Origin of the sequence: Sphingomonas sp. UYEF23 (assembly GCF_040546165.1) — a bacterium.
GTDB classification, from domain to species: domain Bacteria; phylum Pseudomonadota; class Alphaproteobacteria; order Sphingomonadales; family Sphingomonadaceae; genus Sphingomonas; species Sphingomonas glacialis.
In genome coordinates, this window is sequence record NZ_JBEPNG010000007.1 from 1 (window position 1) to 24,978 (window position 24,978).

The window sequence follows — 24,978 nt, forward strand, 5'->3', positions numbered from 1 at the left end:
CCCCGACTTCATCATCCACCGCGCCGCTCCGCCGAAAGGCACAAGCATCGCAGCATCACCGTCAGCCGCAAGGCGGCCTATGCGCCACGCTTACGTAGGGAAAGGCACGACGGTCGAACTTCTGCTCCCCCGCTCCCGAGAAGTGCCGATCCAGAAGGATCGACAGCTCATCGACTTCGGCAACGCTGATCATAGTGTGCAGCAGGCGGGCTCGATCCTGTTGGTGGAAGATGATTATGAGGTCGCCACCCTAGTCACAGAGATGCTGAGCGACTTAGGCTACCAAGTCATTCGAACTGCGAGTCCGGAAGGTGCGCTCGGTGCGCTCGCCAACGGTCGTACTGTCGACATTGTGTTTTCGGACAATATGATGCCAGGGGGGATGAACGGCGTAGAGCTTGCGCGTGAAATACGCCGACGTCGACCAGGCCTGCCGATATTACTGACATCGGGTTATGCCGGAGCCGCAGCGCGGGATGCCGCGAACGAAAATATCTCGATTCTCCCAAAACCGTATCAGCTCGACGCTCTTGACCAAGCGCTTCGCCGTGCGCGCGCGCCGGGCTGATTGGCTTGGTTGAGTACGTGGTGGTTAGCGGAATACCGCCCTTTCGCCGAGGAGAACCGCGCGGCAATCAAGAGATGTTGGAAGGCCGCGACCATGCCGCGCGACATGTTGGCAACCTGCAAAAGTTCGCAAAGTCAGCTTTCAAGATCTATCGGCGGGATCAAGACCGCCCCAGTAACGATGTCAAAAATACGGTCGGATCGAGATGCAAGGGCCGGCTGATCGGCGACCCAGGACAGCGCACCGACAAGCGCGAACAGGTCCGCGCCGTCGACATCGTCCCGCGCCTGCTTCGCAGTCTGTGCCCGCACTAAAAGTTGCGCGCCGGCGGTCCTCATCGTGAGGCACGACGCATGAAGGGGTGATACCCCGTCTTCGATCGCGGCTACCATCGCTGTGATGGAGCCGCTGTAGGCGTGCGCTATCGCCACGGTTTCGCGCAACCAGGCCGCTAGAGCGGCACCAGGCGTGCTGGATTTTTCAAGCTCGCCAGCCCGCACCGTCAGTTCGTCGAAACGCGCGCGGAGCAAGGCTTCGAGCAACGCATCACGAGTCGGGAAATGACGGTAAAGCGTACCGAGCCCGACACCCGCCGTACGTGCGATATCGCGCAACGATGCGTCCGCACCCCCCTTCGACAGGAGATCGCTCGCGACCGTCAGGAGGTGGTCATAATTCTTCTTTGCGTCGCTTCTCATAATGCTCATCTTGTAAAACGGGTCAGTGCTCCGTATATAAGGATCACTGCTCCGCTTGCATAGCGCATCTGTTGAGAAGGGAAAAGCAATGCCGACGAAAACGATGAAAGCTGTCCGGCTACACGCATTCGGAGGCCCGGACGTGCTGCACTATGAAGACGCGCCGATGCCCGAACTGGCGGCGGGCGAAGTGCTGGTCCGTGTCCACGCAATCGGCCTCAACCCGCCGGATTGGTATCTGCGTGAAGGCTACCAGGCGCTTCCGCCCGAGTGGCGGCCGCAACCTTCGTTCCCGATCATTCCCGGTACGGATATGTCGGGTGTTGTCGAGGCGGTTGCCGACAACGTGAAGGATTTCCGGGTCGGAGACGAAGTTTACTCGATGGTGCGCTTTCCCGAGAAAGGTATGACGGGAAGCCAGACCTATGCCGAGTATATCGGCGTTCCCTCGTCCGATCTGGCGCTGAAACCCGCTGTGATCGATCATATTCACGCTGCCGGCGCGCCGATGTCGCTGCTTACGGCCTGGCAGTTCATGATCGATCTGGGTCACGACGAACCAAATCCGCTGCAATCGTATAAGCATGTGCCGGTGCCGCTTGAAGGCAAGACCGTCCTTATCAACGGCGCTGGGGGGGGTGTCGGTCACTTCGCCGTCCAACTGGCGAAATGGAAAGGCGCGCGTGTCATCGCCGTGGCGTCGGGCAAGAACGAGAAACTGATGCGCGACCTCGGCGTGGATGAGTTCATCGACTATACGAAGAGTGCGGCCGATGAGGTCGTGCGCGGCGTGGACCTTGTCATTGATGCCGTCGGCGGGCCGGATACAAGTCGTTTTTTCCGCACGCTAAAGCGCGGTGGCGCGCTGTTCCCGATTTTCCCTCTGGGCTTTGCTGGCCAAGACGAGGCGGAAAGGCTGGGTATCACGGTTTCGGCGACGCAGGTCCGCTCGAACGGGCCGCAATTAGCCGAAGTCGCTCGCTTGCTCGACAACGGCACCGTTCGAGTCGTCATCGACAGCACGTTCCCGCTCGCCGATGCGGCGAAGGCGCATGAGCGGGCTGCCGCCGGTGGCATCCAGGGCAAGATCGTCCTTACGGTCGCCTGATTACAAAAACCCGCTCACGGACCGATGACGACGATGCCGCGCCGATCGCGCTCAACGCCGCTGAACTCGATATGCCCGAACGCGGTCCAATATGAGCTCGCGGAAAGGGCGCACCCCGTGACGTACCCCCAAAAAAAGGCCCTTCTAATGTCTACACGCGAAGCAATCTTTCCCGCCAAACGCCACGCCCTTTACCAAGTACATCGCTATTCCCCCGCAATCCGTTCCGGCGATCTTCTCTTCGTTTCGGGGCAGGTTGGCAGCCGCGAAGATGGGTCGCCTGAGCCGGTGTTCGAAGACCAAGTACGGTTAGCCTACGCGAACCTAGGCGCTGTTCTGTTGGGGGCCGGATGCACATTCGATGACGTGATCGACATCACCACCTTACATACTGATCCGGAAGCTCAGATCGAGGCGATCATGAAGGTTCGGTCCGAGGTCATAGGTGAGCCTCCTTATCCAAACTGGACAGCGGTTGGCGTGAACTGGCTTGCCGGTTTCGACTTCGAGATCAAGGTCATCGCTCGCATCCCTGCGGCCGCCTAGCCTGATGCAGGAGGCTGCATTCCGCCGCTTCCTGCTGACTTTTGAAGAGGTAATGCCATGACCGAAGATGTAAAAATCACGCAGGGGAGTTTGGAGTGGTTCCATATGATTGGGGGCATTCTCGCCCACGCGGCGCGGAGCGCGAATCTTCCCACAGACATTAATCTCACTTTTGTGGAACGGTATACTGACGGCGCCGAGATCGATGACGGGCTTGTTCAGGGCATCCGCCTCGACTTCAGGAAAGGCGAGCCAAGCTATCGCGTTGGAGTCGGCCGTGCTGAGCGCGGCGATGTGACCGTGGAAGTAACATCGCACGCCGCGCGCATTCTCAACCTTCATCTCAGCGGAGACCCGACCTATAAAGCGCTCTTAAATCGCTATCAGGCAGATGGAGACCGGAAAGCCGAAGGGGATCTTTCGCGGCTTGGCGATTGGCTGAACGAAACCCACGATCCGATCGTCTTGCGGACGAAGTAGGGAACGCGATCACAGGGGTTAGTACTACTCAAATGCTTGGTTGACACTGTCGAGTTACGCAACATATAGAGTTGCATGAAACGTGATAGCAGATTGTCGGGCGTGCTTCACGTCCTGCTCCACATGGCCGAAGCCGACGGCCCGGTCACATCTGAAATCATGGCCAAGGTCATGGGGACCAATCCGGTCGTCATCCGCCGTATCATGGCCGGGTTGCGCGATGGAGGCTTCGTGCGATCCGAAAAGGGGCACGGAGGCGGCTGGACGCTATCGCGCGCGCTGGAAGCGGTCAGCTTGCGTGACGTGTATCGGGCGCTGGGATCGCCCGGACTTTTCGCGGTAGGCCATCGCACTGAAGCGCCGGGATGTCTGGTGGAGCAAGCCGTGAACGCAGCACTGGACCAATCTTTCCGCGAGGCAGAAGCTTTGCTGCTTGACCGGTTCGGCAAGATCACACTGGGCGCGCTTAGTGCCGATTTTCATGCGCGCATGGTAGCAAGCGGGCATCATGCAGACCGGGAGAACGCTGATGTTGCATGATGCGATCGTCGTCGGCGGCAGCTTCGCGGGCCTGTCCGCCGCCGTTCACATTGCTCGCGCCCGGCGATCGGTATGTGTGATTGACGCGGGCGCGCCCCGCAACCGTTTCGCTGCGGTCTCGCATGGCTTCTTCGGGCAAGACGACGATGAGCCCCGCACCATGATTGCCACGGCCCGCGCACAGCTTGAACGCTATCCGAGTGTCCGCTTCATCACGGGCGAAGCGAGGGAGGCACGCTCGACGGACGGCGGCTTCGCGGTAGCCCTCGGCACCGGTGAAATCCTGGAAGGCAGCAAGCTCGTGCTCGCATTCGGGATTGCGGACGTTCTGCCCGACCTGCCGGGTCTGGCCGAGCGTTGGGGTAAGAGCGTGCTGCACTGCCCCTATTGTCACGGCTTCGAGTTCGCCGGGCAGCGCCTTGGCGTCCTGTCCGTCGCGCCAATGTCGGCGCACCAGGCCATGCTCATTGCCGATTGGGGGCCGACGACGCTGTACCTCAATGGCGGCGAGGCACCCGACGCTGCGACGCTGGGCAAGCTGGCGAGGCGCGGCGTGGCGATCGAGCCCGCGGTGATCGCCAGGCTGGAAGGTGCAGGCGAGGCTTTGTCGTTCGTCGTCCTGGCTGAAGACCGCATGTCCGGCATCGATGCGTTATATCTCGCGCCGCCCACGCGTCTCAATAGCCCGATCGCGCAACAGCTTGGCTGTGTGCTGGATGATGGCCCGTTCGGGCCGATCATCCGCACCGACGCGGCCAAGCTGACGACGATACCCGGCGTCTATGCCGCTGGCGACATCGCGCGCGCGCCGCATAATGCGAGCTGGGCGGCAGCCGACGGTGTGACCGCCGGCGTGTCGCTTCACCAAGCCTTGGTGTTCGAGCCGCTGGCCGCTTGATCCGAACGGAACCTGATCCATGAAGCTATATGAACTAAGTTGGGGCCTCTATCCCCGACGTGTCGGCATATACCTTGCAGAGAAGGGTATCACCAGTATCGAGCGGGTGAGCTTCGACCTCATGGCCGGCTGGCCTCCGCCGGAACTTACGCAGTTGAGTCCGCTCGGCACGGTGCCAATCCTGCAAACAGAGGAAGGCACGTTAATCCGTTCCTCGGTCGCGATTCTCGAATATCTGGAAGAGCGATTCCCCTCGCCAAACATGCTCGGAACGACACCGGAATATCGCGCCCGGACGCGCGAATTTGTTGGCGTGATCGACGAAGCGGCGATGCAATTCGGCATCTGGTGTCACAAGGGTAGTCCTGCTTTCGCCGGGCGCGAGCCGCAGAGTTCGGAAGCGGCGACCTTTGCGGCGGACGCCTATTACGGACGACTGCGACTGCTGGAAAAATTGGCCGGCGAAACAAAGGGACCGTTTCTTACCGGCGCGGATGTCACGATCGCCGACTGTATCGGCATGGCAACATTGCAGTTCGCAAAAGCGCTCTATGATGTCTCGCTACCCGGAGACTGTCCTATCCTTGCACGATGGTATGTGATGTTCGCTGCGCGCCCAAGTGCCGCGCTAGTTCCATATCCAGCGCCGCTGTTGGCGATTGCGCAGGGTTTGACGCAGGTGTGTCCACCATCAGACCGCAGCATAACCGAACGGTTGTGACACCGTGCCCCGCCCTCGCAAAAACGGTTATAGCTCGGTGTCAAAACCGGTCGAGACTGTTGAAAAACGGCGGCTTGCGATGGTGACGAGGGCGTGATTCACTCCTGCAAGGCGGTAGGGGGATCACGGACATGATGGGTCGGCAGGTGGCACAGGGCGCGCTGTTCTATGGTTTCCGGCTCGATGAGCATGTGCCGGTCGACCACCTGCTCCGACGCATCGACGGCGTGTTGGACTTCGGCTTCGTGCGCGAGGCGCTGGCGTCGAGCTACAGCGCGAGTGGGCGACCCTCGATCGACCCGGAGCTGATGCTCAGGATGCTGCTGGTTGGCTATTTGTTCGGCATCCGCTCGGAACGCCGCCTGTGCGAGGAGGTGCACCTCAACCTCGCCTATCGTTGGTTCTGCCGGCTCGATCTGGCCGACCGAGTGCCCGACCATTCCACCTTCTCCAAGAACCGGCACGGCCGCTTCCGCGCCTGCGACCTACATCGTCTGCTATTCGAGCAGGTAGTCGCGCGGTGCGCCGCGGCCGGGCTGGTAACGGGGCGCGACTTGGCGGTGGACGGCAGCACGATCATGGCCGACGCCAGCCGCGAGAAGAAGCTGAAGGGGGCCGACGCCGCAGACGAGCTTCGTGCCGGGGAAAGCATATCGCGACCCGTCGCCGAATATCTGGCGGCGCTCGATGCCGCGTTGCCGCCGGACCCCGACGAACCAGCGCCCGTCGATCCGACCAGCATCTCGCCGACCGACCCGCAGGCGGCGCTCACCTGCAAGCACGGACCGGCGCGCTACGCATACGCCATTAACCCCCTGCTCGACCTCGACACCGACTGCATCCTCGACGTGGAGGCGACGCCCGCCCGCTTCGCAGCCGAGGTGGCGGCGACCCGGACGCTGGTGTCACGCGCCGGCACCAGGCTGGGCATCGAACCCGCCAGTCTCTCGGCCGATAAGGCGTACGGTAGCGGTCGGCTGCTCGGCTGGCTGATCGACCGGAACATCACGCCATACATCCCGGTCATAGACCGGACCCGCCAGCGGGACGCCTTCTTCACCCGGGATGCCTTCCGCTACGACCGGGAAGCGGATGCCTACCGCTGTCCGGCGGACAAGCTGCTCGGCTATTGCGGCACCAACCGGACCAAGCAGGTGCTTGTCTACCGAAGCCGGCCGGCCGATTGCGCCGCCTGCGAGCTGAAGCCGCAATGCACCATCGGTCCGAAGCGGGGTGTCACCCGGCTCGTCAGAGAGGAAGCCCGCGATACCGTGCGCGCCCTTGCCGGCACCGACGCCTATGTGCACGCACGGCGTCGAAGACAGCGGATCGAGCGCGTGTTCGGCCACCTGAAACGCAACCTGGGGCTACGAACGCTCAAGCTGCGGGGCCTGTCAGGAGCCGCCGAGGAGTTCACCATGGCCGCCGCGGCATACAACCTTCAGCTGCTCGCCCGGCAGGCTGCGCCGGCCTGATACGCGGCGTATCCTCCCGTGGCCGGCGTCACCAGCCATCCGCCACGCCGATTTCGCGCAGGCCTTTTTCAACGGTCTCGACCGGTTTTGACACCAACCCTCTGTCAAGGGACGCACTTGCGAGACCATCGGCAACTCGTGACCCGAGCGACGATAATTTAAGAGGTTCGCAACTATGCGTACAGGATGCGCCAAACCGCCTTTCTTGTCCGTCATGCGCGACCGAACCAACTGGAAGCCTTCGTTCGCCTGATACCGGGATTGGCGGCTATGGCTGTCCTATTTGGTATTTTGGCGCTGCTCGGGATCGAGCTGACACGCGGCACCGGGCGCATCGCGGCGCTTTGGTTACCCAACGCAGTTCTTGCCGGCGTGCTGCTACGGCGACAGGAACGAGGCGCTAGAGCCTACCTGGCGACGTGCTTCGTCGCGAACATGATCGCGAACCTGATCGTCGGTGACACGGTTTCGCTGGCGGTCGCGCTGGCTGCCGCAAACTCGATCGAGGTTGCAATTCTTGTCTGGACTATGCGCAAACTGTGCGGACCTTCGCCAGAAATCGAAGAAATTAGCTCACTGGGCTGCCTCCTCCTGATATGTCTGATCGCTCCTTTCGCCGCAGCGACGCTCGATGCGGTGGTGCTTGCTTCACCGGGCAAATACTTCGACCTATCGGTCTGGCTGACCAAGATGCTGGCTGACGGACTGAGCCTCCTTATTGTCACACCGCTTATAATGATTGCCGTACATGAATGGCGAAACAGGGCGCGGCCAACCCGCCAATGCTTGCTGGAATGGCTTGCTTTCCTGACGCTGGCGACAATCGCGGCCACGCTCATTTTCGCCCAAAGTCGTTTCCCGTTCCTGTTTCTAGCATGCCCGATCGTGATCCTGGCCGCCTTCCGCAAAGGGGTGGCGGGCACCGCTGCGGCGATCGCGATCATCTGCATCGTCGCTTCCGGCTTCACCATGGCGGGCATCGGCCCAATCACGCTGGTAAAGGGAGGCAGCGGCGACCAACTCGTGGCGCTTCAGCTTTTTCTAGCCGTCAGCTTTGCCATGGGTTTGCCGGTCGCATCGACGCTCGCGACCCGCGAAGCGTTGCGGCGCGAGCTGAAAGACAGCCGCGATTTCGCGCAATCCATCCTCGACAATGTAGGCGAAGTTATTTTCAAAACGGACGCGAAGGGCCGTTGGACTTTCCTCAATCCTGCCTGGGAACTGCTCACCGGCTACCCGGTCGAACAGAGCCTAGGATGGGCTACGACGAGGCTGCTCCACGCCGACGACCTCGAAGCGGCTGCAGAAACGTACCCGAAGATAGTGTCGGGTGAGATTGACGCTTGCACGCTGCGTCAGCGATTTTCCACCGCGGCTGATGATTGTCGGCACATCGAAGTGGTGATCCGACGCCTTGCAACAGAGGATGGCCGCTTCTTAGGCACGACCGGCAACATTCGCGACGTGACCTCCAGCGTCGTTCAACAGGAGGCGCTGCTCGCAAGCGAGCGGATGCACCGCCTCCTTGCCGATCATTCGAGCGACATGATCGTCCGGATCGGTCTGGACGGCATACGCCGATACGTGTCGCCGGCTTGCCTGTCGCTGCTGGGCTACTCGCCCGAAGAGATGATTGGTGGCGCGCCAGTCGCGGCGATTCATGTTGAGGATCGCGTCCGTGTCATGGACGTCTGCCGGACGTTGCTCGTCGGCGTGATCAGCCCCGTATGCACCTACCGACAACAGCACCGCGACGGTCACTATGTTTGGCTCGAGGCGGCCTATCGGCTCGTTCGGAATGAGGCGGGTGACCCGATCGAGTTCGTGGCGAGCGTACGCGACGTGAGCCAGCGGCGCGCGGTGGAATTGGAAGCTGCCGAAGCATCGGCTCGCCTCCAAGAGAACAATCGCCTGTTTGAGATGACTTCTGCTTTGGCGCAAGTTGGCCATTGGCGGGTTGATCTGGCTCGCAACCAGGCCATCTGGTCGGACGAAGTTTGTCGCATACACGGCGTCGAGCTTGGCTTTTCGCCAGCGTTGGAAAACGCGATTTACGCTTACCATCCGGATGATCGGGAGCGGGTCGGCGCTCTCGTGGCGCGCGCCATCGAAACTGGCGAGAGCTTTGAATTTACGGCGACGCTGCTCCTTCCGGATGGGGGCACCAAACGCGTCGCTTCGCAGGGCCAGGCCGAACGCGCTCCCGACGACGCGGTGATCGGCATATTTGGTGTCATCCAGGACATAAGCGCTCAGGCCGCGGCCGAGGAGGCGCTGCGTTTGAGCGAGCAGCAATACCGCCTGCTCGCCGAGAACGCGACCGACGTGGTCCTGCGCACAGGCGACGACGGCTTCGTGCTTTACGCCTCTCCATCTTGTGTCGAACTGTCGGGCTATCTTCCCGAAGAACTGACAGGTCGGCATTGCGGCGAGTTCATTCACTGGGATGATCTGGACGCCGTTCACGCCGCGCACGTTGCCCTTATTACGGGCACGCAGACGGCGCGGACGGTCGAATATCGGCTTCGCCACAAAAGCGGTGACTGGCGCTGGCTGGAGTCTCACATGAAGCCTTGGCGCGCACCAGAAGGCGACAAGGGCGTGAAGGGGGGCGTGATCTCGGCCATTCGCGACATCGGTCGCCGAAAGGAACTTCAGGACGAGTTGGTTGGGGCTCGCGATAAAGCTGAAAGCGCCGTCCGCGCCAAAGCTGGTTTTCTAGCTAATATGAGCCACGAAATACGAACTCCTATGAATGGCGTGCTGGGTTTCACGGAGCTAGTGTTGGCGGGTGATCTCCAGTCCGACCAGCGCCGACATGTGGAGTTGATCGCGGAATCCGGCCGCTCGATGATGCGGTTGCTCAACGACATTCTCGACGTGTCCAAAATAGACTCGGGCAAGATGCACGTCACCGAAGAGCCGGTCGATATTCGCCACATCGTCCGGCGTTGCGCGGACCTCATGAAGACCGTGGTCAGCGTCAAGGGCGTGGTGCTGTCCACAAGGGTTGACCCCGTGGTACCACAGCGAATTTTGGGCGATCCGTTGCGCCTGCGGCAGGTGGTGCTCAACCTGATCGGCAATGCCGCCAAGTTCACCGAAAGGGGCGCGGTGACGGTTGAGGTTCTAGTCGAACAGGACACGTTGCGGATCGATGTAGTGGATACCGGGATCGGCATACCGACCGAGCGGCTGGAAATGATTTTCGACCAATTCACGCAGGCCGACAATTCGACTGCGAGGCTATATGGCGGCACGGGGCTTGGCCTTAGCATCAGCGGCGAGCTTACTAACTTGATGGGCGGTGCCATTACGGTTCGGAGTGTGGTCGGCGAAGGCACAACTTTCACCGTGCGCCTGCCGCTTCGGATTATCGAAGGTGAAGTCGCCTCGGTCGAGATAGACGCTGCCACGACCGCGATTGCTCCTGAGGTTGTTCGAAAACCGCGCGTGCTGATCGCGGAGGATCATGACATCAATCAGGAACTGATCATGGCCATGGCTCATCGCGCCGGCATGGAGCCCATGCTCGCAGTTAATGGGGCGGAGGCGATCACGATGGTCGTGTCGGCAGCGAAGTCGGGCCAGCCTTTTGAGCTCGTGCTGATGGATATGCAGATGCCCGAGGTCGACGGGTTGGAGGCTACCCGCCGGTTGCGTCAGGCCGGCTATACGTCCGAGGCTTTGCCGATCGTAGCGCTGACCGCCAACGCCTATGCCGAGGATATTCAATCCTGCCTGGCAGCGGGGATGCAAGCCCATCTGGCCAAGCCCGTCCGCGTTCGAGACCTGACGGCAATCCTCGCGAGGTTCGTGGTCGCGGATACTCCCATGCGGATCGAAACACCAAAGGTCAGTACAAAGCTTCTAGACCGCTATCGCACGCGCAAGATGGACACACTCCGCAAGCTCGACGATCTGTCCCGGGTTGATCGTCCGACCCACGAAGCCATCATGGAGGCTGCGGACCTTCTACATAAGCTGGCCGGCGTCGCGGCCATGTTCGGTGAGGCCAAACTCGGCGAGTGCGCGAAGCGGCTGGAGGATGACTTTCTCGCCTGCCCGGCTGACCAGCACGCCTCAGTCGTCGAAGCCGCAGCCGTCGCGTTGCGGCAAGTAGCATAAAATAGGTCGACCTCGCCTGCTCAATCAACGGTGGGCTTTGTCAATCCAAGCGTGCCTTTACTCCTGCACCGCCGATTGCACGCACAAAACTAACCGTTCATAAGCAAGGAGATCGTTAGGCAGGGCGTGCGTTCTAAGGAAACGAAATGGCTCGGATCATCATGGCAGACGACGACGAGATCGTCGCCGGGATCGCCATTGAGGCGCTCAACGCGGCCGGGCATGCGGTCGCCCTATTAGCCGATGGTACGGATATGATGAAAGTCATTCGCGCCAGAAAGCCTGATCTGGTAATTCTTGACTGCAATATGCCTGAGAAAAACGGTATTCTTGTTCTTCGCGAGATGCGCAACACAGCCGAGTTTTACGATACGCCAGTCCTCATGCTCACCGGCCGAAGCGGCGAGCGCGACGTGGAGCTTGCGATGTACGAAGGCGCAAATGATTACATGAAAAAGCCCTTCGACCCCGACGAACTCGTTTTTCGCGTCGATGAGCTACTGGAAAAGCGGCGCGTTGCTATAGCCCGTCAACAGCGTCGCTGATCCGCTCTACGGCACTTTAAGCGAGGCCATCTATGATCATTCTGCATCGGGTTTCTCATGCACCCGCCTGACACTGCACCGCCATGTGAACGACTTACCCGAATCATCTACGTCGAAGACGATGATTTAATGGCAGATATCGTCAAGATCCTGCTGACGGACGCTGGATATCTGATTGGCGTAATTGGTCATGGCACGCTTGCATATGAGACGATCGCGTTCAAGAAGCCCGACTTGGTGATCCTTGATCGCTCACTGCCAGGCATGCAGGGGATCGAGATATTAGAGCGTCTTCGGACGGCCCCCGAGACGTACCTAATTCCAGTCCTGATGCTGACTGCGGCGGGAGGCCGGGACAAGATCGATGAAGGGCTCGGTGCCGGCGCAGATGGCTATCTCGTCAAGCCATTCGACCCGGAAGCCCTCGTTCGGAAGGTAGAAGGCATTCTCGACAATAGTCTATTCAACCGCTCAGGGCGGCGCACGTAAAAGGCCGTCCTGGCATGCGCGGTCTCCGATTGCTGGTTTGAGAAAGAGCGCAGCCCGCTGGGAAGCGAACGAGATTTCGATCGTTGATCCGGGCACCGGCATGCACCACCGATACGTGATCGCCCGCCCTCGACTTTAAGCGGTGTCATAATCGCAGACAAGCGAATTACGCCCTTGCTGTTCTCGGCAAGCTGATGAATCTTCCTCTCAACGATAGCCCGTGAGACGGGCTACCTGTCGGGCAGGTCCGAGGCTCAGCAGAAACTAGGAGAGCGGTCGTGGCATTGTCAGACTCTCAAGTAAAACTTATCAGAGACAGCTATTATATCATACAGATGAGCGAACAAAATTACTCAGAACGTTTTTATCATCATTTATTTTTACAGCATCCTTTCACAAGATCGTTATTTCCAGATGATATGACAAATCAGATATCTATATTCAAGAATACTATTGACTCCCTTATTCAGAAATCGGCGATTTAGGCCATGTTTGGCAGAGTATTGTCGATCTCGCGATAAGACATGTGAGATATGGCGTTAAAATAGAGCAATATGCCTTTGTTGGCGACGTGCTGCTAGATACATTCAAGCATATTCTCGGCGATCGCTTTACACCCGCTACACGAGAGGCGTGGGAAGCGCTTTACGCAAAAATTGCCAGTACGATGATCCGCGAGGCTTATGGCGACTACGGTATCGAACCTAAATGATACTGACACTGCCTCTCTTTCTCTTGCAAATGGTGGTTTGTAGCAGATTAAATTGCTCGATACGCGATCACGTCGCGGTACGCGTGCGAGCCCAACGCTGAATGCGTCCTTCCAATTCAATCCTTCACAAAAGGGTCGTCAGCGAGAAGGTGCCGCGTCCAGCGCGCGGCGCGCTTCGCATTCTCCCGATCCCGTTCGGGTAGCGTTTCGGCATAGCGTTCAAGCCGATCAGCGACCGCGGCAAGCTCATCCTGATTTTCTACTCCCTTCGCTTTTAGGAAAGCTCTCATGCTGGCAATAAACCACATCGCTGCACCGCCGGCGTCGCCAACCAGATGACACACACTGGTCGGATCAGTACTAGGGCCTGTGTCCGTGCTGGTGCAATCTGACGCCATATTCCTCCCATCGAGCCTGGAGCCGTGCGCGGCGTTCGGCGCTACGCCTCTTTGAAAAGCGACAGGCGCGACCGGCCTTGCGCCGCTTCGTCTTGAAGGTTCGCGTAACGCTTCGCCAGATCGAGGTGGATGGCCTGAATTGCTGGATCGGTCGCGGCTTCCGCTAGCTCGCGTTCTTGGGCTTCTCGTTTGGCATAATATTCGACCGTGTTCTCGTCAGGCATTGCAGTCCCCCCTTTGAAGCGGCATCCGAGATGCCATGCCTCGGGCATTCTCCCCAGCTTCCGCCGGTTGAGTACGACATGATTGTTGCGTAGGCGAGTCGATCGCTTTGACAGGGATCAACTAGCCGCTTCCAGCCCGGCCCTACATATGATAATGTCCTTTATCATATGTAGAAATCAGCTATGATCGAGGGATGAGCGACATAATTCCTGACGGTTCCGAACCTCTCCCAATGCTGCAAACGGTCCGCTCGTTGGCATTGATGCGCAACGCGCTCGTGTTGCTCGACGAGGTAAGCGAGAGCGTTTGCCGCCTCCCATCTCCAATTTGCAATCGACACGCTCGATCCCTCTCAGTCGGCAATGCCCGAAAAATGAGCGCTCCGTCTTACCGCGTGCAACTCATTCCGCGTCCGATCGTCATCGATACAGCTGGCCTGCCCGTTGCCAATTCGCACGTCGTCGAGATCACATTTCCCGGTGACGCGATCGAGACAATGCAAGGCTGGGTGAACACGATCATAGGTCCGGGGGTCGCCAAGATCCTCGTTGGCGATGCGACCGTTCGAGGCGTTCCGCTATGCTGACAATCCGCCTGGCCGAACCAGCCGACTTGGCCGCGATCATAGCGTTCGATGCCTTTCCGGGTGATCGCATTATTGAGATCGTCGAGCGCCGCATGCTCGTCCTGGATATCGACGGCCGAGCGCAGGGTTACGCCTCGTGGCAAAAGAACGGCTGCATTGGCAAGGACTACGTCAACAAGCTAGTCGTCAGCGAGGCCTGCCGGGGCAAGGGTATGGCCAAGCAGCTGATCACTGCGCTCAATACGGTTTTGGTCGGCAGGGTGTTTATATCTGCGCCCGGCAACAATATCTCCGCCATCCGATTGCTCGAAAGCGCGGGCTGGGTGCGGGCAGGTGGGATTGTGGGCCTCCTTCCGCTCGGAGAGGCCGAAATTTTTTTTTACAGGGATTTGTGGCCGGAGCAGACGTCATAAACCAGCTCGTCCCCCAGCCCTCGACTGCTTTCGCGATGCCGACATTCGTTGCTGCAGCCGACGATCGTGCGCAGCTTCGGTTTGTCGAGTTCTTTGCCGTCACCATCCGCAACCCGCATACCCGACGCGCCTACGCGCGGGCTGCGGGCGAGTTTCTAGCCTGGTGCGAGGCGCGGGGCGTGGCGTCAATCGCGGCGGTGCAGCCACTTCACGTCGCAGCCTGGATCGAGCAGCTCGCGCGCGAGGCGAGCGCGCCGACGGTCAAGCAGCGGCTTGCCGGCGTCCGTCACCTGTTTGACTGGCTGGTAACGGGTCAGGTCATTCCGACGAACCCGGCCGCGTCGGTGCGCGGGCCGGCACACAGCGTCCGGCGCGGCAAGACGCCGGTGCTGGCCCCCGACGAAGCGCGCCGGTTGCTCGACGCGATCGACGTGATGATGCCGGCAGGTTTACGTGATCGGGCGCTGATCGGATTGATGGTCTATTCGTTCGCGCGGGTTGGCGCGGCGCTGGCGATGCGAGTGGAAGACGTCTTCGTGCAGAACGGGCGGCTTTGGGTGCGGCTGCACGAAAAAGGCGGTAAGCGCCACGAAATGCCGTGTCACCACAATCTTGAGGAGTATCTGACCGCCTATATTGATGGGTGCGAACTGCGTGACGATCGTAAGGGACCGCTGTTTCGCACAATCGGACGCGGGACCAAGCGGTTGAGCGATACCCCCCTGCCCCAAGCCAATGCGTTCCAGATGGTGCGTCGCCGTGCCGTTGCGGCCGAGATCGAGACGGCGATCGGCAACCACTCGTTCCGCGCAACCGGGATTACCGCCTATCTGAAGAATGGCGGGACGCTGGAGCGCGCCGCGACGATGGCGAACCATGCCTCAACTCGCACGACCCAGCTCTACGATCGCCGACCCGACGACGTGACCTTGGACGAGGTAGAGCGGGTGCTGATCTAAGGACCGATTCGTCGCTAGGATGCCTTAAAGCGCCTGAAGCTTTGGCAGAGTAGTAGTTGCGACACCGGCTCCCCCAATCCCGTTGAGGTTCCGCAAAGCGGCTATCACGTTGCGCATGACAGCCCTCTTGACCTGCTCCCCAGAATTCATGCCATTGGTAAGTTAGCTCGTCAGATGGAGACGAGCGATGCGGCGAAGCCGATTTACCGAGGATCAGATCATTGGCGTGCTGCGCGAGCATGAAGCTGGCGTGAAAACGGCCGACCTGTGCCGCAAGCACGGGATCAGCGATGCGATCTTTTACAACTGGAAGTCGAAGTACGGTGGGCTGACGGTGTCCGACGCGGCGCGGTTGCGAGCGCTCGAGGACGAGAACCGACGGCTGAAGAAGCTGCTGGCGGAGTCGATGCTGGACGTGTCGGCGTTGAAGGATCTGCTGGGAAAAAGCTGACCCGGTCTGCGGAGCGCTACGCTGCGGTGGAGAAGCTGATGGCCGATCACGGCTTCTCCGAGCGTCGCGCCTGCAGGCTGATCGGGGTCAATCGGTCGGCATGGCAATATGAGCCGCTGCGCGGGCAGGACGATGTTGTCCGCGTGCGGATGCGCGAGATCGCCAACGAGCGTCGCCGGTTCGGCTACCGGCGGCTGGCGATCCTGCTCAAGCGTGAGGGGAAAGGCATGAACCTGAAGAAGGTGTATCGGCTGTACCGCGAGGAACGGCTGACGGTGCGCAAGCGTGGCGGTCGGAAGCGTACGCTGGGGACTCGGGCGCCGATGGCGATCCCGCAGGAGCCCAACCAGCGTTGGTCGCTCGACTTCGTGTCGGACTCGTTGGCCTGCGGCCGGCGGTTCCGCTTGCTCAACGTCATCGACGATTACAGCCGGGAATGCCTGGCCTGCATCGTCGATACCTCGCTGTCGGGCCGGCGCGTCGTCCGCGAGCTGAGCGCCATCGCCGAACGGCGCGGGCTGCCGTGCATGGTGGTCAGCGACAACGTCCTATGTTGGGAAGCAGCGGCGGGTTTCGGCCAGCAGATATCTATGCGCCGACAACCATCGGCGCTGCATGCGTTCTAAGCCAGATGGCTCCCACCGTCAACGGGATCGCTCCCTGCCATAGCAAACACAGGATCCAGCGGCGCCGAGGCGGCCGTGGTCCTCACCATCCTTAAGACGAGATACGCACCCAGGTGGAAGGCCCGAACATTATCTACAGGGTCGCTCTCGCGCCCTCACGGCACATCAGAGAGGGGTCCTTCCACCTGGCATCCGACCGTTCGAGAAACGGCCGGTACTCTGTCCCCGTCTTGATGACGGCGTGAGCCACGCGCGCCATCTTGGCGGTGAGCGCCGTCATCGCCTTGCGGAGACGGTCGGCATCGTCCGCGTGCCCGGCTACATATCGTCCGAGCTTATCGCGGAAGCTATTGTCGCGCTGACGCGCGGCAACCTGAGCGGCCATCCAGAAGGTTCGGCGCAATCGCGCATTGCCGTACTTGGACAGCTTTGTGCGGCCACGGAACGTGCCTGACTGACACGTCGCGAGATCGAGGCCGCAGAATTTCAGAAATTGGCGAAGATGATTGAACCGGCGCAGATCGCCGGCTTCCGCCAGGATGGTCAGCGCGTTCATCGGGCCGATGCCAGGAATCTTGCGCAGCAGCTGGTAATCGACATGCTCAGCCAGCCTGGCATGGGCAAGCCGCTCTATCTCGTCACGCTGCTGGATGAGGCTGCGTCCCTGCGCGGTGACCATGCGGAACATGGTAATTGCTGCCGAATCCTCTGGGACCGGCAGAGCGACGGAAGCGCAGGCCGTTTCGTATATGTCATTGATAAGACGGGCCTTGGAAACCTTGCGGCCGATGAGAGGCCAGGCCGCGGCCGAGAATGCCTCAGCGTCGAGCGCGGTGATGCTGGCAAGAGTGGGGAACCGCTCGATGAGCGCAAAGAACCAGTCGGAACTGCTGTTGCCGGCGAAGCGGGCGATCTCGGGGAAGTAGAGCGGCAAATAGTGGGTGAGGATTCGGTGCCAGGTTTGCGTCTTGGCCTTGGAGATCGTCTCGTGGGTTTTCGACAGTTTTTGCAGGTCGTTGATCCCGGCCGCCAGCGGATCGACATAGCGCTGCGTCGCCCCGATCCGCAGCATGTGCAGGATGACCTGGGCGTCCTTGGAATCGTTTTTGTCCCAACCGTTGTGCAGTGCCTCGCGCGTGCGGGCGAGCGCGACCGACGAGATGAGGCGTAGCTCGAACCCCGCGGTCAGCAGTCTGTGCGCGAGCGTACGATGGTAATTTCCGGTCGCTTCGAACCCGGCGACGATGGGGCGACCGATGGCAACGAGCTGTTCGACAAAGCCGTCATAGTCCTCCTTGGTCGCCATGACGGTCATCCGCCGGCGCCGACCGCCTTCCGGTCGCTCGATGAGGACTTCCTATCGGTTCTTGGACATGTCGATGGCTACCAGCACGGCACCAGCAGGCGTAGGGGTGAGCTTGGTCATGGTCGGTCGGCCTCCAAAGTGTTGTCTCGACAACTTCACTTTAGACACCCGCTGGCCGGCCATGGCTTGCCCTTATGAAGCCTGCGGCCGCTTCGCGGCCTTGTCTTCATAAGGGCCGTCGCGGCTCCCGAACCAGTGCTTCCCAATGTGCTATGGCACCGAACTGACCAGTCACGCCGTTCTCGCGTGGTGCCAGGACACCGGGGTCGAGTGGCATTACATCGCGCCGGGCAAGCCCCAGCAGAACGGCTTTGTGGAATCGTTCAATGGTCGCTTGCGCGACGAGTGCCTGAACGAGCACCTGTTCCCATCGCTGGCTGTAGCAAGACGGATCATCGAGGCATGGCGGACAGACTACAACACCATGCGTCCGCACAGCAGCCTTGGCGGGTTGGCACCCGCCAAGTTTACGAACCGCCCCCGCCAGGGGCATATGAGCGACGAAGCTAAGTTATCAGCGGCCTGAAAATGGGGAGCAGGTCACTGCTAACCGCGTCGGAGATTTTGCACGCTAGCTAGTGATCGTTATTTAATCTCGTCGAACGTATTTCGAAAAAGGTTCACGATGTTCGTGTCGATGGAATTTCGAGAAAACCCTTTTGGGTCGATAAAGGTGTCGGCGAAACAAGGGTGGACCAATTGATCGAAACATTCACGAAGCCAGCGCACTGTCGCGAGGATGGCTGGAGAGGGTTTTGCCTTAGAACGATATACGAGACGAAGTTCTCGCCGTATCCTGAGGTCTGGTGGCACTGGAGCCGCAGCTTTTGTGATTGCGCTTACAAAAGTAGGCAGCGCACCGATACCGATGCCCTCCACGACCGACCACAGCTGAGATAGGGAGGAGTTGGTTCGCATGGCAATAAGGCCTTGTGGGCGTTCCGTGCCGATCAGAAAGTCGAGTTGCTCCGAGCGCACGCCAGGGCCGACATGCTCAATGATCCGATGGTCCTTGAGCGAGTCCACGGTTGAAGGGGCGCCATACCGTTGGATGTAGCTCTTGCTCGCATATACAGCGAAATGAATGGTAGCCAGCTTCGCTGTGGTGAGGTCGGCCTCCGCTGGCTGTTCGTACGTCAGCCAGATGTCGGCCTCATGCGTTCGGTCACGAACAAGGTTGTAGTCGAAATCCAAACCGATGGTCATGTCCGGGAGGACCGCCTGAAGCAGCGACATCCTCGGCGTCAGCCACAGCGTTCCGATACCCTCCGTACAGGCTATTGTGATCTGTCCCGTCTTCACAAGAACGTCTTTGGGGCCATCCGAGGCATCCCACGCGGCGGCGTCGCTCATCGCCTGCCCAATTCGAAGAAGCTTCTCGCCGTCCTCGGTGAGCACGATTCCGTTGGCGCTACGACGTACCAGATCCATGCCAAGCCTTGTCTCGACGCGCTCGATCCTTCGACGGATCGTGTTGACCACAACCCCATGATCTGCCGCGACTTTCCGCATACTGCCTAGGCGCTGGATGGCGCGGAACAGCCTCACGTCGTCCCAATGCAGATCCGCGCCATCGACCCGTTGGTCAGTGTTCCCCCCTGGAACACGCGGTTCAACATTTGTGAGCCTGCCGTCTGGGTGTCTTCGCAATATTACCTCCGGAACGACGCCGTTCGCACGACGGCCCTGGGAGGTATGATGTTTCAGCAAGTTGGCAATCCGATAGGCTCCCAACCGACCTCTTTCTGGGACGGTTGCTTCAATGAGCGCATGGATACGCTCATTGCGCGTAATCATGGTCGGCAAGTCCGGCTGCAGCGCCTTCCCGCCGGCAGCACCATCAAGATCATCGACGACGTGCGCGAGCAGCTTCCTCTGGCAGACCGCGTCCACGTCGCCCGAATGCTTGAGAAGAACCCAGATATCATCCGATCCGTAACCGTGCCCGGGCAAGGCGGGCCCGCGGGAATTTTCGCCTACCTGCCCCTCAATGCGTACGGAGCATGGGCGCTGATGACGGGCCGGTATGATGGCAGTAAGCCCGACCCAGCCTGGATCTGCTCGGCAGGCGAAAAGCCGTCGGCTATCGCTATCTGGCTGATCGTCGCGCCCGGGCTGCTACTCCGTATGTTCGAGCCCATTGCCCGGCTCTTCCGTGAGCTTTGTCCGGAAGGATGCGCTGTATTCTCTTACGGAGCGACGGATGCCTCGGCGAGCATTCAGCGTGCGGTCGGTTTCCGTCCGGCCCAGGAAATGTTCCCCGGCGCCTCCGCCCACTTGGTCGCGGCGTGCCCGGACAATGCCGTACCGATCGACATCGCACGGAACCTCGAACGAGCACGTCGGGGGCATGTGCACGTCCGCGTCGCCCGCTCAATCGAGGACATGGCCAAGGTCTTCTCCGTCCGCTCCGCCACTTTCCAGGCTGAACAGGCATGCCCTTACGAGGAGGAGTTCGACGGCAACGATTTTTGTGCGACGCAGCTTTTGGCTTACGTCGGTGATGACCCGGCTGCGTGTATCCGCATCCGCTATTTCGGTGATTTTGCGAAGCTCGAACGCCTTGCCATCCGCCGCGAATATCGAAGCCGACGCCTCTCGCGCCCGTTGGTCGAAGTGGCGCTAGCGCACTGCGCGCGTAAGGGTTTCCGCCGAATTTACGGACATTCACGGGCGGATCTCGTGGGATTTTGGCAACGGCTGGGCTTCGATGTCATCCCGGCACGCCAGCCTTTCTGGTTCTCCGATGTCGAATATGTCGAGATTTTCGCGGAACTGACCGCGGATCCGCTCGAAATCCGATTCGGGATAGACCCGATGATGGCGATCAGGCCGGAGGGCAGTTGGGACGAACCCGGCCCCCTCGACATGTCGCTCGTCCGCTCCTCGCTAGAGGCATGACTAGGGCGTCATCCCGCCATCAACCGGAACTGGCCCCTGCAGGGGAAGCCGAGGAAGTGCGTGTGCCGACAGGTGTAGAATTGCGGTCCCGTTTTGCAGATCGCGTTAACGTGTTGCTGGGCGACAGAGGTCTTTCGAACAAGGAGCTTGCAGAGCGCAGCGCGCTTCCCGCTGATCGCGTCGATCGGATCTTAGACGGCCGCCTCGTCAGAATCACTTTCCGCGACATCACCGTGATCGCCGCTGTTCTCGAGACGCCGGTATATTCCCTTCTTGTCGCGACCAACACGACGGTCGAGGTCGTACCGCTCGAGATAGTTAAAGAGCGTGGATCGAGAGACGCCTAGTTCTCCAGCGACGCCCGTAGCGGTCGCGCCGGGCGCGCTTAGTTTTTCGCGAATCTCCGGGAGCTTGTCAGGGGCCAACAGGCGCTTGCGGCCTGGCGGCGACATCTCGGCAGGGTGTGTCTTGATGCCGTGAATGTGCCGGTAGTGGCTATCTAAGGCATCCAGCATGGTGTGGAGTTTGTCGTCGGCACAGGGCTCGATGATTATCTTCGGCGTGCAGATTTCGACGCTGACGCCATTCCTGAGCAGCTTGGTGAGGGTGCGAATGAGCATCGGCGTCGCGAGCGCTAGGCAGGAAAGGTCATGGACCTTGACGCGGTCGCCGGCGGCGAGACCGATCCCTTTGCGATCGAGCAGCTCGGCGAGCTGATTAAAGGTCTTACGTCCTGCAAGCATCTCGAGGTCGCCAGGATTCAAGCACGAACGTTGGTCTTCAATCGTGGCAGAGCCAGGGGTTTGCGCGAGGAAAGCGACGGTTTTGCCCAATCTTGTGCCCTTCACGCGACGCGCATCACCAAGAAACTGCGACAGAGCGCAATCCCGCTAAGCGCCCAAGAGAAGGTTTTTATGTCAGGCCGCTCGGCTCGGCAACTGGGGGAGATCATGGGCTCGAGCTAATGTGCAATTTCATGCCCTAGAAAAGAGTTTGCCGCAGAGAATTGCGTGTTGCCAGTTGCGTCAATTATCGCTTAGAAACAAATTTGTACTAAGCTGACGGAAGGCGCTAATGCTTCCAGTGGGTCTCACGGCAAAGGCGATTCAGCTCTGCGCAGCAGGGCTTGGCGGCGGTGTGATGCCAGTGCCCGCGTCGTATGCGGTCACGGTACATGCTGGTGCGGCGCTGAGCCGCGAGCCGGTCACCGAGGCAGATGCTGAAGCGACTGTTCGTGATCTCATCACGTTGGGCGCAGATTTCGAGGCGGGTCCGCTCGCGATAAGCGGACGCGATTTTGCGACCTACGGTGTCACGCCGACGTCGGTGTTCGATGCCTGCGCTCTTTCGCATATCGACGATGTTACAAAGGGTACGTTGGTAAGCACTGCGCCCTCGGTATCGAATGTCGCTGCCTTGGTTCGACGCGCTTTTGGCGCGCGTATCACCGACACGATCCGGCCTATGAACGCGAGCTACGGTGCGCGGTATAGCTGGCACAAGTTCGGCCAAGCGGTCGACTTCGTACCCGTCGGCGGCGTCAATTCGATCAACCGCGATCAGATTCGCGCCCTGATGGGGCAAAGCGGGGTTCGTTTGATCGAACTTCTCGGACCAGGGGATCGTGGCCACTCCAATCATTGGCACGTCGCCTTCGCGCGTCCGGGCCAAGTGATCGACCGGACACGGCCGATCGAGGAGGATGAGGACTGGATCGTCAATATCGCCAGCGCTGACGCGCCGGCTTCGGCTCCGGTCAGGACCGATGCGCTCACCGCGCCTGCCTTGGTCCTGCAAACCGCAGCAAAAGCCCCGCCACAATGGGACGTCTTTGCCAGCGCGGCTTGGCGCGCTTCTCAGGGAGGTGGTTCATGATCCGACGTTTTCTGAATAAGGTGAGCGGCTCCACTGGTGCGGTCGCGCTGTGCGCGGGCGGTTTGGTCGCCGTCGCGGCACCCCAACCGGCCTTTGCGTCGGATTGGGGATGCCAGATCGTCCTTTGCCTTGCCACTCCTGGCTCGCCGACGAAGTACGCAGAGTGCGTGCCCCCGATCACGAAGCTGTGGAACGCGTTGGCCATGGGCGGCGGGTTTCCCTCCTGCACTGGCGTGGGCATCAAAACGAAGTCGGCGAAGCATGGTTATACCATGACCGTGACCCAGGCGGATGGAAGCACGTCGCGCTATTCGCTCGATACGCGTTACCAGACGGTGACGCAGCAATGATCCACGCCGTCGCCGCCATCACCGTTATGGCGCAGAAATGTGCGTCCGAAGTCGCGACAGAGGCTGTCGTGCCCCTCGTTGTTACGGAGAGTGGCGGCGACGATCTTTCAATCAACGTCAATCGTGGCCCGCGCGTGCGGGCCGGCTCTGTCGCTGAAGGTGCGGCGCTCGTGCGGCGCTACATGGCGCAGGGTTATACCGTCGATGTGGGCTTGGCCCAGATCAACTCGGCCAACTTCGCGCGGCTCGGCGTGACGGTCGAACAAGCGTTCGATCCGTGCACGAACCTGCGCCTTGCGTCGTCGCTGCTGCAAGCGGGCTATGGCCTCGCAAGCCGCCGTTACAGCGGTCTCGACTCGATCTCCGCGACCTATTCGCTCTACAACACCGGCACGCTGACGCGCGGCTTCCGCAACGGTTACGTCGGGCGCGTCTGGTCGGCTGCGAGCGACTTGGGCACGATACAGGCAGCTCCGCCCATCCCAGGTGCGCCGGCTGTGGCGTCCGCTACCACCAGCGCGGCCAAGCCCGTCAGTGGCGGCGATAGCTGGGTGGTCGGGCAGATCGCTTCCAACTCAGTCGAGGTCTTCAAATGAGCGTGGGCAATACCGTTGCACGCCCCGGGCGGGACGTGGAGCAGGAAGCCGGAGAGGCTGGCTTCAAGCTGCCGCCCGATTTAGCGGAGCGGTACGAAGTTCGCGTCATCACGGCAAAAGACCCCAGCGAGCTTCGTATGGGCATGTTTCGGCCTGGTGATCGAGGTGATCCTTCGATCGAAGTCTTGGGCAACGGAGATCGGATCGTTGCGCGGAACGAGGATCCGGAAACCGTCGCGGCGCTCGTCAAAATCGCCAAGCACAATGGGTGGGAGGGGATCGACGTCGATGGCTCGCCTGAGTTTCGCAAGGCTGTTTGGGAAGCCGGATCGCGCGAAGGGCTTACGGTACGTGGCTATGAGCCCAAGTTCGAGGGACATGAGCGGATAGCGGATTTGCGGCGTGCGGACGAAAAACGGCGCGAGCGCGAGGCGGCTGCCAAGCCTGCCCCTGTTGTCGAGCAGGTCGCACCGATCGCAGCAGTCGCCGCGATCGAGCCGACAGTTCTAGCTCGGCCGGCCGATGTTGGCCAGGAGGCCGCTGCCGAGGTGACGCCCGCGCAAAGCAGTACGGAATTGTCGGATGCCGACAAGCGTCTGCTGCTCACGCTGAGCGTCTATACCCAGGACCGCAAGGCGCTCTCCGAGCGCGTTACGCCGACCCTGCAGCTGATTGAGCGAGAGTTCCAATACGAGCGTCTTAAGGCGAACAAGGAGGCGCTCGACGGCGCGCTGGAGCGGGCGCTCGAAAGTCCATCTCTGGTAAGCTCTTTCGCGAAGTCGGGCTACGAGCCCGACGATTTGCGGCGGATGGCGCGCCAGGGTGAATGGGACGGTGAGGTCGCGGACGCGATCTACATGGTTCGCTCCGGGCTTAACCGCGACGAGGTCGCGAAAGAGTTGGTCGCCTCGTTCATGAAATCGGAGCGCGAAGACGAACGGTCCGGAGAGTTATTACCGTATCCGCGATCTGGGCAGGAACCGCAAATCGTTCGCGATGAGCGGGAGCACCGCGCTTCTTCCGCGCGGGACGAGAATGAACAATTGGCGGAGCTGTTCCTACGCGGCAACGCCGAGCGGATCGCGGCTGATCCACGCCTCGCCAATGCGATCGAAGCGCAGGCGGCAATGGAGCAGCATATTGGCGTGGCTTTTGAAGGTAATGCGGATCGTATGATGTCCGCGAGCCTGGAGAGCCGCGAATTGATCTCGAGCGCGCTGATGCGCGGCCTAGATGTTTCGGTCCGTGAGCCGACGCCAGTTCGGCAAATCGAACCGATCCACCCCACCCCCGATTTCGAGAGGTAAACTCAAGCCATGGAGAC

The 24,978-nt window shown here is 60.5% G+C and carries 25 protein-coding genes and 5 pseudogenes; 24 read left to right on the plus strand and 6 right to left on the minus strand.

All coding sequences use genetic code 11. The features are described from left to right. The coding region (locus ABIB28_RS13060; RefSeq protein ID WP_354288531.1) for a response regulator at positions 1–568 on the plus strand (568 nt) is incomplete at its 5' end. A 134-nt stretch (positions 569–702) separates the two neighbouring features. Here the strand turns inward: ABIB28_RS13060 and ABIB28_RS13065 are convergent. Next, the gene (locus tag ABIB28_RS13065; RefSeq protein ID WP_354288533.1) at positions 703–1,275 is read right to left on the minus strand and encodes a TetR/AcrR family transcriptional regulator; all 573 of its coding nucleotides are present in this window, start codon (positions 1,273–1,275) and stop codon (positions 703–705) included. Between the two features lie 79 nt (positions 1,276–1,354). On the opposite strand from ABIB28_RS13065, the gene ABIB28_RS13070 reads away from it, so the two are divergent. The 11 genes from ABIB28_RS13070 to ABIB28_RS13120 all read left to right on the plus strand — a co-directional run bounded on the left by ABIB28_RS13070 (position 1,355) and on the right by ABIB28_RS13120 (position 12,908). Then, positions 1,355–2,374, plus strand: coding sequence for an NADP-dependent oxidoreductase (locus ABIB28_RS13070; RefSeq protein ID WP_354288534.1), 1,020 nt, complete (start codon positions 1,355–1,357; stop codon positions 2,372–2,374). Positions 2,375–2,521: 147 nt separating this feature from the next. Next, positions 2,522–2,920: a RidA family protein gene (locus ABIB28_RS13075; RefSeq protein WP_354288536.1), complete on the plus strand. Its 399-nt coding sequence runs from the start codon at positions 2,522–2,524 to the stop codon at positions 2,918–2,920. Between the two features lie 57 nt (positions 2,921–2,977). Next, the gene (locus tag ABIB28_RS13080) at positions 2,978–3,400 is read left to right on the plus strand and encodes a hypothetical protein (RefSeq protein WP_354288537.1); all 423 of its coding nucleotides are present in this window, start codon (positions 2,978–2,980) and stop codon (positions 3,398–3,400) included. Between the two features lie 75 nt (positions 3,401–3,475). Further along, positions 3,476–3,940, plus strand: coding sequence for an Rrf2 family transcriptional regulator (locus tag ABIB28_RS13085; protein ID WP_354288538.1), 465 nt, complete (start codon positions 3,476–3,478; stop codon positions 3,938–3,940). Next, positions 3,930–4,838, plus strand: coding sequence for an NAD(P)/FAD-dependent oxidoreductase (locus tag ABIB28_RS13090; protein WP_354288539.1), 909 nt, complete (start codon positions 3,930–3,932; stop codon positions 4,836–4,838). Before ABIB28_RS13085 ends, ABIB28_RS13090 begins: the two co-directional genes overlap by 11 nt. 19 nt (positions 4,839–4,857) lie before the next feature. Beyond that, positions 4,858–5,559, plus strand: a complete 702-nt coding sequence (locus tag ABIB28_RS13095; protein WP_354288540.1) for a glutathione S-transferase family protein — start codon at positions 4,858–4,860, stop codon at positions 5,557–5,559. 131 nt (positions 5,560–5,690) lie between these two features. After that, positions 5,691–7,034: an IS1182 family transposase gene (locus tag ABIB28_RS13100; protein WP_354288542.1), complete on the plus strand. Its 1,344-nt coding sequence runs from the start codon at positions 5,691–5,693 to the stop codon at positions 7,032–7,034. Between the two features lie 186 nt (positions 7,035–7,220). Continuing rightward, entirely contained in the window at positions 7,221–11,162 is a 3,942-nt protein-coding gene (locus ABIB28_RS13105; RefSeq protein ID WP_354288543.1) for a PAS domain S-box protein, read from the plus strand. A 146-nt stretch (positions 11,163–11,308) separates the two neighbouring features. Further along, positions 11,309–11,707: a response regulator transcription factor gene (locus tag ABIB28_RS13110; protein WP_354288544.1), complete on the plus strand. Its 399-nt coding sequence runs from the start codon at positions 11,309–11,311 to the stop codon at positions 11,705–11,707. Positions 11,708–11,764: 57 nt separating this feature from the next. Further along, complete coding sequence (locus ABIB28_RS13115; RefSeq protein ID WP_354288545.1) at positions 11,765–12,196, plus strand: response regulator transcription factor; 432 nt, start codon at positions 11,765–11,767, stop codon at positions 12,194–12,196. A 472-nt stretch (positions 12,197–12,668) separates the two neighbouring features. Beyond that, positions 12,669–12,908 carry a globin domain-containing protein gene (locus ABIB28_RS13120; protein ID WP_354288779.1) on the plus strand — a complete coding sequence of 80 codons (240 nt, stop codon included), beginning with the start codon at positions 12,669–12,671 and terminating at the stop codon, positions 12,906–12,908. A gap of 116 nt (positions 12,909–13,024) precedes the next feature. Here the strand turns inward: ABIB28_RS13120 and ABIB28_RS13125 are convergent, their stop codons facing one another. Beyond that, positions 13,025–13,216, minus strand: a complete 192-nt coding sequence (locus ABIB28_RS13125; RefSeq protein WP_354288547.1) for a hypothetical protein — start codon at positions 13,214–13,216, stop codon at positions 13,025–13,027. 131 nt (positions 13,217–13,347) lie between these two features. Continuing rightward, positions 13,348–13,530, minus strand: a complete 183-nt coding sequence (locus ABIB28_RS13130) for a hypothetical protein (protein ID WP_354288548.1) — start codon at positions 13,528–13,530, stop codon at positions 13,348–13,350. Between the two features lie 374 nt (positions 13,531–13,904). Here ABIB28_RS13130 and ABIB28_RS13135 point away from each other — a divergent pair, with 374 nt between their 5' ends. From ABIB28_RS13135 to ABIB28_RS13150, 4 genes and pseudogenes are all read left to right on the plus strand, one after another. Beyond that, the gene (locus ABIB28_RS13135; protein WP_354288549.1) at positions 13,905–14,117 is read left to right on the plus strand and encodes a hypothetical protein; all 213 of its coding nucleotides are present in this window, start codon (positions 13,905–13,907) and stop codon (positions 14,115–14,117) included. Continuing rightward, positions 14,111–14,530 carry a GNAT family N-acetyltransferase gene (locus ABIB28_RS13140; RefSeq protein WP_354288550.1) on the plus strand — a complete coding sequence of 140 codons (420 nt, stop codon included), beginning with the start codon at positions 14,111–14,113 and terminating at the stop codon, positions 14,528–14,530. The genes ABIB28_RS13135 and ABIB28_RS13140 overlap by 7 nt, the downstream gene beginning before the upstream one ends. Next, positions 14,527–15,489 carry a tyrosine-type recombinase/integrase gene (locus ABIB28_RS13145; RefSeq protein WP_354288780.1) on the plus strand — a complete coding sequence of 321 codons (963 nt, stop codon included), beginning with the start codon at positions 14,527–14,529 and terminating at the stop codon, positions 15,487–15,489. Before ABIB28_RS13140 ends, ABIB28_RS13145 begins: the two co-directional genes overlap by 4 nt. A 187-nt stretch (positions 15,490–15,676) precedes the next feature. After that, positions 15,677–16,485 (plus strand): annotated as a pseudogene (locus tag ABIB28_RS13150) (IS3 family transposase); the annotation flags it as partial. A gap of 246 nt (positions 16,486–16,731) precedes the next feature. Here ABIB28_RS13150 and ABIB28_RS13155 read toward each other — a convergent pair. Next, a pseudogene (locus tag ABIB28_RS13155) lies at positions 16,732–17,992 on the minus strand (IS110 family RNA-guided transposase). Positions 17,993–18,146: 154 nt separating this feature from the next. Between ABIB28_RS13155 and ABIB28_RS13160 the strand changes: the two are divergent. Then, positions 18,147–18,458: pseudogene (locus tag ABIB28_RS13160) on the plus strand (integrase core domain-containing protein); the annotation flags it as partial. Between the two features lie 59 nt (positions 18,459–18,517). Here the strand turns inward: ABIB28_RS13160 and ABIB28_RS13165 are convergent. After that, positions 18,518–19,729: a LysR family transcriptional regulator gene (locus ABIB28_RS13165; RefSeq protein ID WP_354288782.1), complete on the minus strand. Its 1,212-nt coding sequence runs from the start codon at positions 19,727–19,729 to the stop codon at positions 18,518–18,520. Here ABIB28_RS13165 and ABIB28_RS13170 point away from each other — a divergent pair. Both ABIB28_RS13170 and ABIB28_RS13175 read left to right on the plus strand, forming a co-directional pair. Next, complete coding sequence (locus ABIB28_RS13170; protein WP_354288551.1) at positions 19,703–20,833, plus strand: GNAT family N-acetyltransferase; 1,131 nt, start codon at positions 19,703–19,705, stop codon at positions 20,831–20,833. The two genes, ABIB28_RS13165 and ABIB28_RS13170, sit on opposite strands and share 27 nt — an antisense overlap. Further along, positions 20,830–21,033, plus strand: a pseudogene (locus tag ABIB28_RS13175) (hypothetical protein); the annotation flags it as partial. The gene ABIB28_RS13170 and the pseudogene ABIB28_RS13175, both read left to right, overlap by 4 nt. On the opposite strand, the gene ABIB28_RS13180 reads toward ABIB28_RS13175, so the two are convergent. Beyond that, positions 21,025–21,666, minus strand: a complete 642-nt coding sequence (locus ABIB28_RS13180; RefSeq protein ID WP_354288552.1) for a helix-turn-helix domain-containing protein — start codon at positions 21,664–21,666, stop codon at positions 21,025–21,027. The pseudogene ABIB28_RS13175 and the gene ABIB28_RS13180 sit on opposite strands and share 9 nt — an antisense overlap. A gap of 241 nt (positions 21,667–21,907) precedes the next feature. Here ABIB28_RS13180 and ABIB28_RS13185 point away from each other — a divergent pair, with 241 nt between their 5' ends. The 5 genes and pseudogenes from ABIB28_RS13185 to ABIB28_RS13200 all read left to right on the plus strand — a co-directional run bounded on the left by ABIB28_RS13185 (position 21,908) and on the right by ABIB28_RS13200 (position 24,961). Further along, a complete protein-coding gene (locus ABIB28_RS13185) occupies positions 21,908–22,708 on the plus strand; it encodes a lysozyme family protein (RefSeq protein ID WP_354288553.1) in 801 nt (266 codons plus the stop codon). Beyond that, positions 22,705–23,058 carry a hypothetical protein gene (locus ABIB28_RS13190; protein WP_354288554.1) on the plus strand — a complete coding sequence of 118 codons (354 nt, stop codon included), beginning with the start codon at positions 22,705–22,707 and terminating at the stop codon, positions 23,056–23,058. Before ABIB28_RS13185 ends, ABIB28_RS13190 begins: the two co-directional genes overlap by 4 nt. Before the next feature lie 37 nt (positions 23,059–23,095). After that, positions 23,096–23,149 (plus strand): annotated as a pseudogene (locus ABIB28_RS18515) (hypothetical protein); the annotation flags it as partial. Further along, the gene (locus ABIB28_RS13195) at positions 23,127–23,654 is read left to right on the plus strand and encodes a lytic transglycosylase domain-containing protein (protein WP_502958243.1); all 528 of its coding nucleotides are present in this window, start codon (positions 23,127–23,129) and stop codon (positions 23,652–23,654) included. The pseudogene ABIB28_RS18515 and the gene ABIB28_RS13195, both read left to right, overlap by 23 nt. Next, positions 23,651–24,961, plus strand: a complete 1,311-nt coding sequence (locus ABIB28_RS13200) for an LPD7 domain-containing protein (protein WP_354288556.1) — start codon at positions 23,651–23,653, stop codon at positions 24,959–24,961. The genes ABIB28_RS13195 and ABIB28_RS13200 overlap by 4 nt, the downstream gene beginning before the upstream one ends. The last annotated feature ends 17 nt before the right edge of the window (positions 24,962–24,978 follow it).

Coding starts and splice junctions, on each gene's coding strand:
- ABIB28_RS13065 (WP_354288533.1), bottom strand. CDS start 1,275: ATGAGCATTATGAGAAGCGACGCAAAGAAGAATTATGACCACCTCCTG.
- ABIB28_RS13070 (WP_354288534.1), top strand. CDS start 1,355: ATGCCGACGAAAACGATGAAAGCTGTCCGGCTACACGCATTCGGAGGC.
- ABIB28_RS13075 (WP_354288536.1), top strand. CDS start 2,522: ATGTCTACACGCGAAGCAATCTTTCCCGCCAAACGCCACGCCCTTTAC.
- ABIB28_RS13080 (WP_354288537.1), top strand. CDS start 2,978: ATGACCGAAGATGTAAAAATCACGCAGGGGAGTTTGGAGTGGTTCCAT.
- ABIB28_RS13085 (WP_354288538.1), top strand. CDS start 3,476: ATGAAACGTGATAGCAGATTGTCGGGCGTGCTTCACGTCCTGCTCCAC.
- ABIB28_RS13090 (WP_354288539.1), top strand. CDS start 3,930: ATGTTGCATGATGCGATCGTCGTCGGCGGCAGCTTCGCGGGCCTGTCC.
- ABIB28_RS13095 (WP_354288540.1), top strand. CDS start 4,858: ATGAAGCTATATGAACTAAGTTGGGGCCTCTATCCCCGACGTGTCGGC.
- ABIB28_RS13100 (WP_354288542.1), top strand. CDS start 5,691: ATGATGGGTCGGCAGGTGGCACAGGGCGCGCTGTTCTATGGTTTCCGG.
- ABIB28_RS13105 (WP_354288543.1), top strand. CDS start 7,221: ATGCGCCAAACCGCCTTTCTTGTCCGTCATGCGCGACCGAACCAACTG.
- ABIB28_RS13110 (WP_354288544.1), top strand. CDS start 11,309: ATGGCTCGGATCATCATGGCAGACGACGACGAGATCGTCGCCGGGATC.
- ABIB28_RS13115 (WP_354288545.1), top strand. CDS start 11,765: ATGCACCCGCCTGACACTGCACCGCCATGTGAACGACTTACCCGAATC.
- ABIB28_RS13125 (WP_354288547.1), bottom strand. CDS start 13,216: ATGTGGTTTATTGCCAGCATGAGAGCTTTCCTAAAAGCGAAGGGAGTA.
- ABIB28_RS13130 (WP_354288548.1), bottom strand. CDS start 13,530: ATGCCTGACGAGAACACGGTCGAATATTATGCCAAACGAGAAGCCCAA.
- ABIB28_RS13135 (WP_354288549.1), top strand. CDS start 13,905: ATGAGCGCTCCGTCTTACCGCGTGCAACTCATTCCGCGTCCGATCGTC.
- ABIB28_RS13140 (WP_354288550.1), top strand. CDS start 14,111: ATGCTGACAATCCGCCTGGCCGAACCAGCCGACTTGGCCGCGATCATA.
- ABIB28_RS13170 (WP_354288551.1), top strand. CDS start 19,703: ATGGATACGCTCATTGCGCGTAATCATGGTCGGCAAGTCCGGCTGCAG.
- ABIB28_RS13165 (WP_354288782.1), bottom strand. CDS start 19,729: ATGATTACGCGCAATGAGCGTATCCATGCGCTCATTGAAGCAACCGTC.
- ABIB28_RS13185 (WP_354288553.1), top strand. CDS start 21,908: ATGCTTCCAGTGGGTCTCACGGCAAAGGCGATTCAGCTCTGCGCAGCA.
- ABIB28_RS13190 (WP_354288554.1), top strand. CDS start 22,705: ATGATCCGACGTTTTCTGAATAAGGTGAGCGGCTCCACTGGTGCGGTC.
- ABIB28_RS13200 (WP_354288556.1), top strand. CDS start 23,651: ATGAGCGTGGGCAATACCGTTGCACGCCCCGGGCGGGACGTGGAGCAG.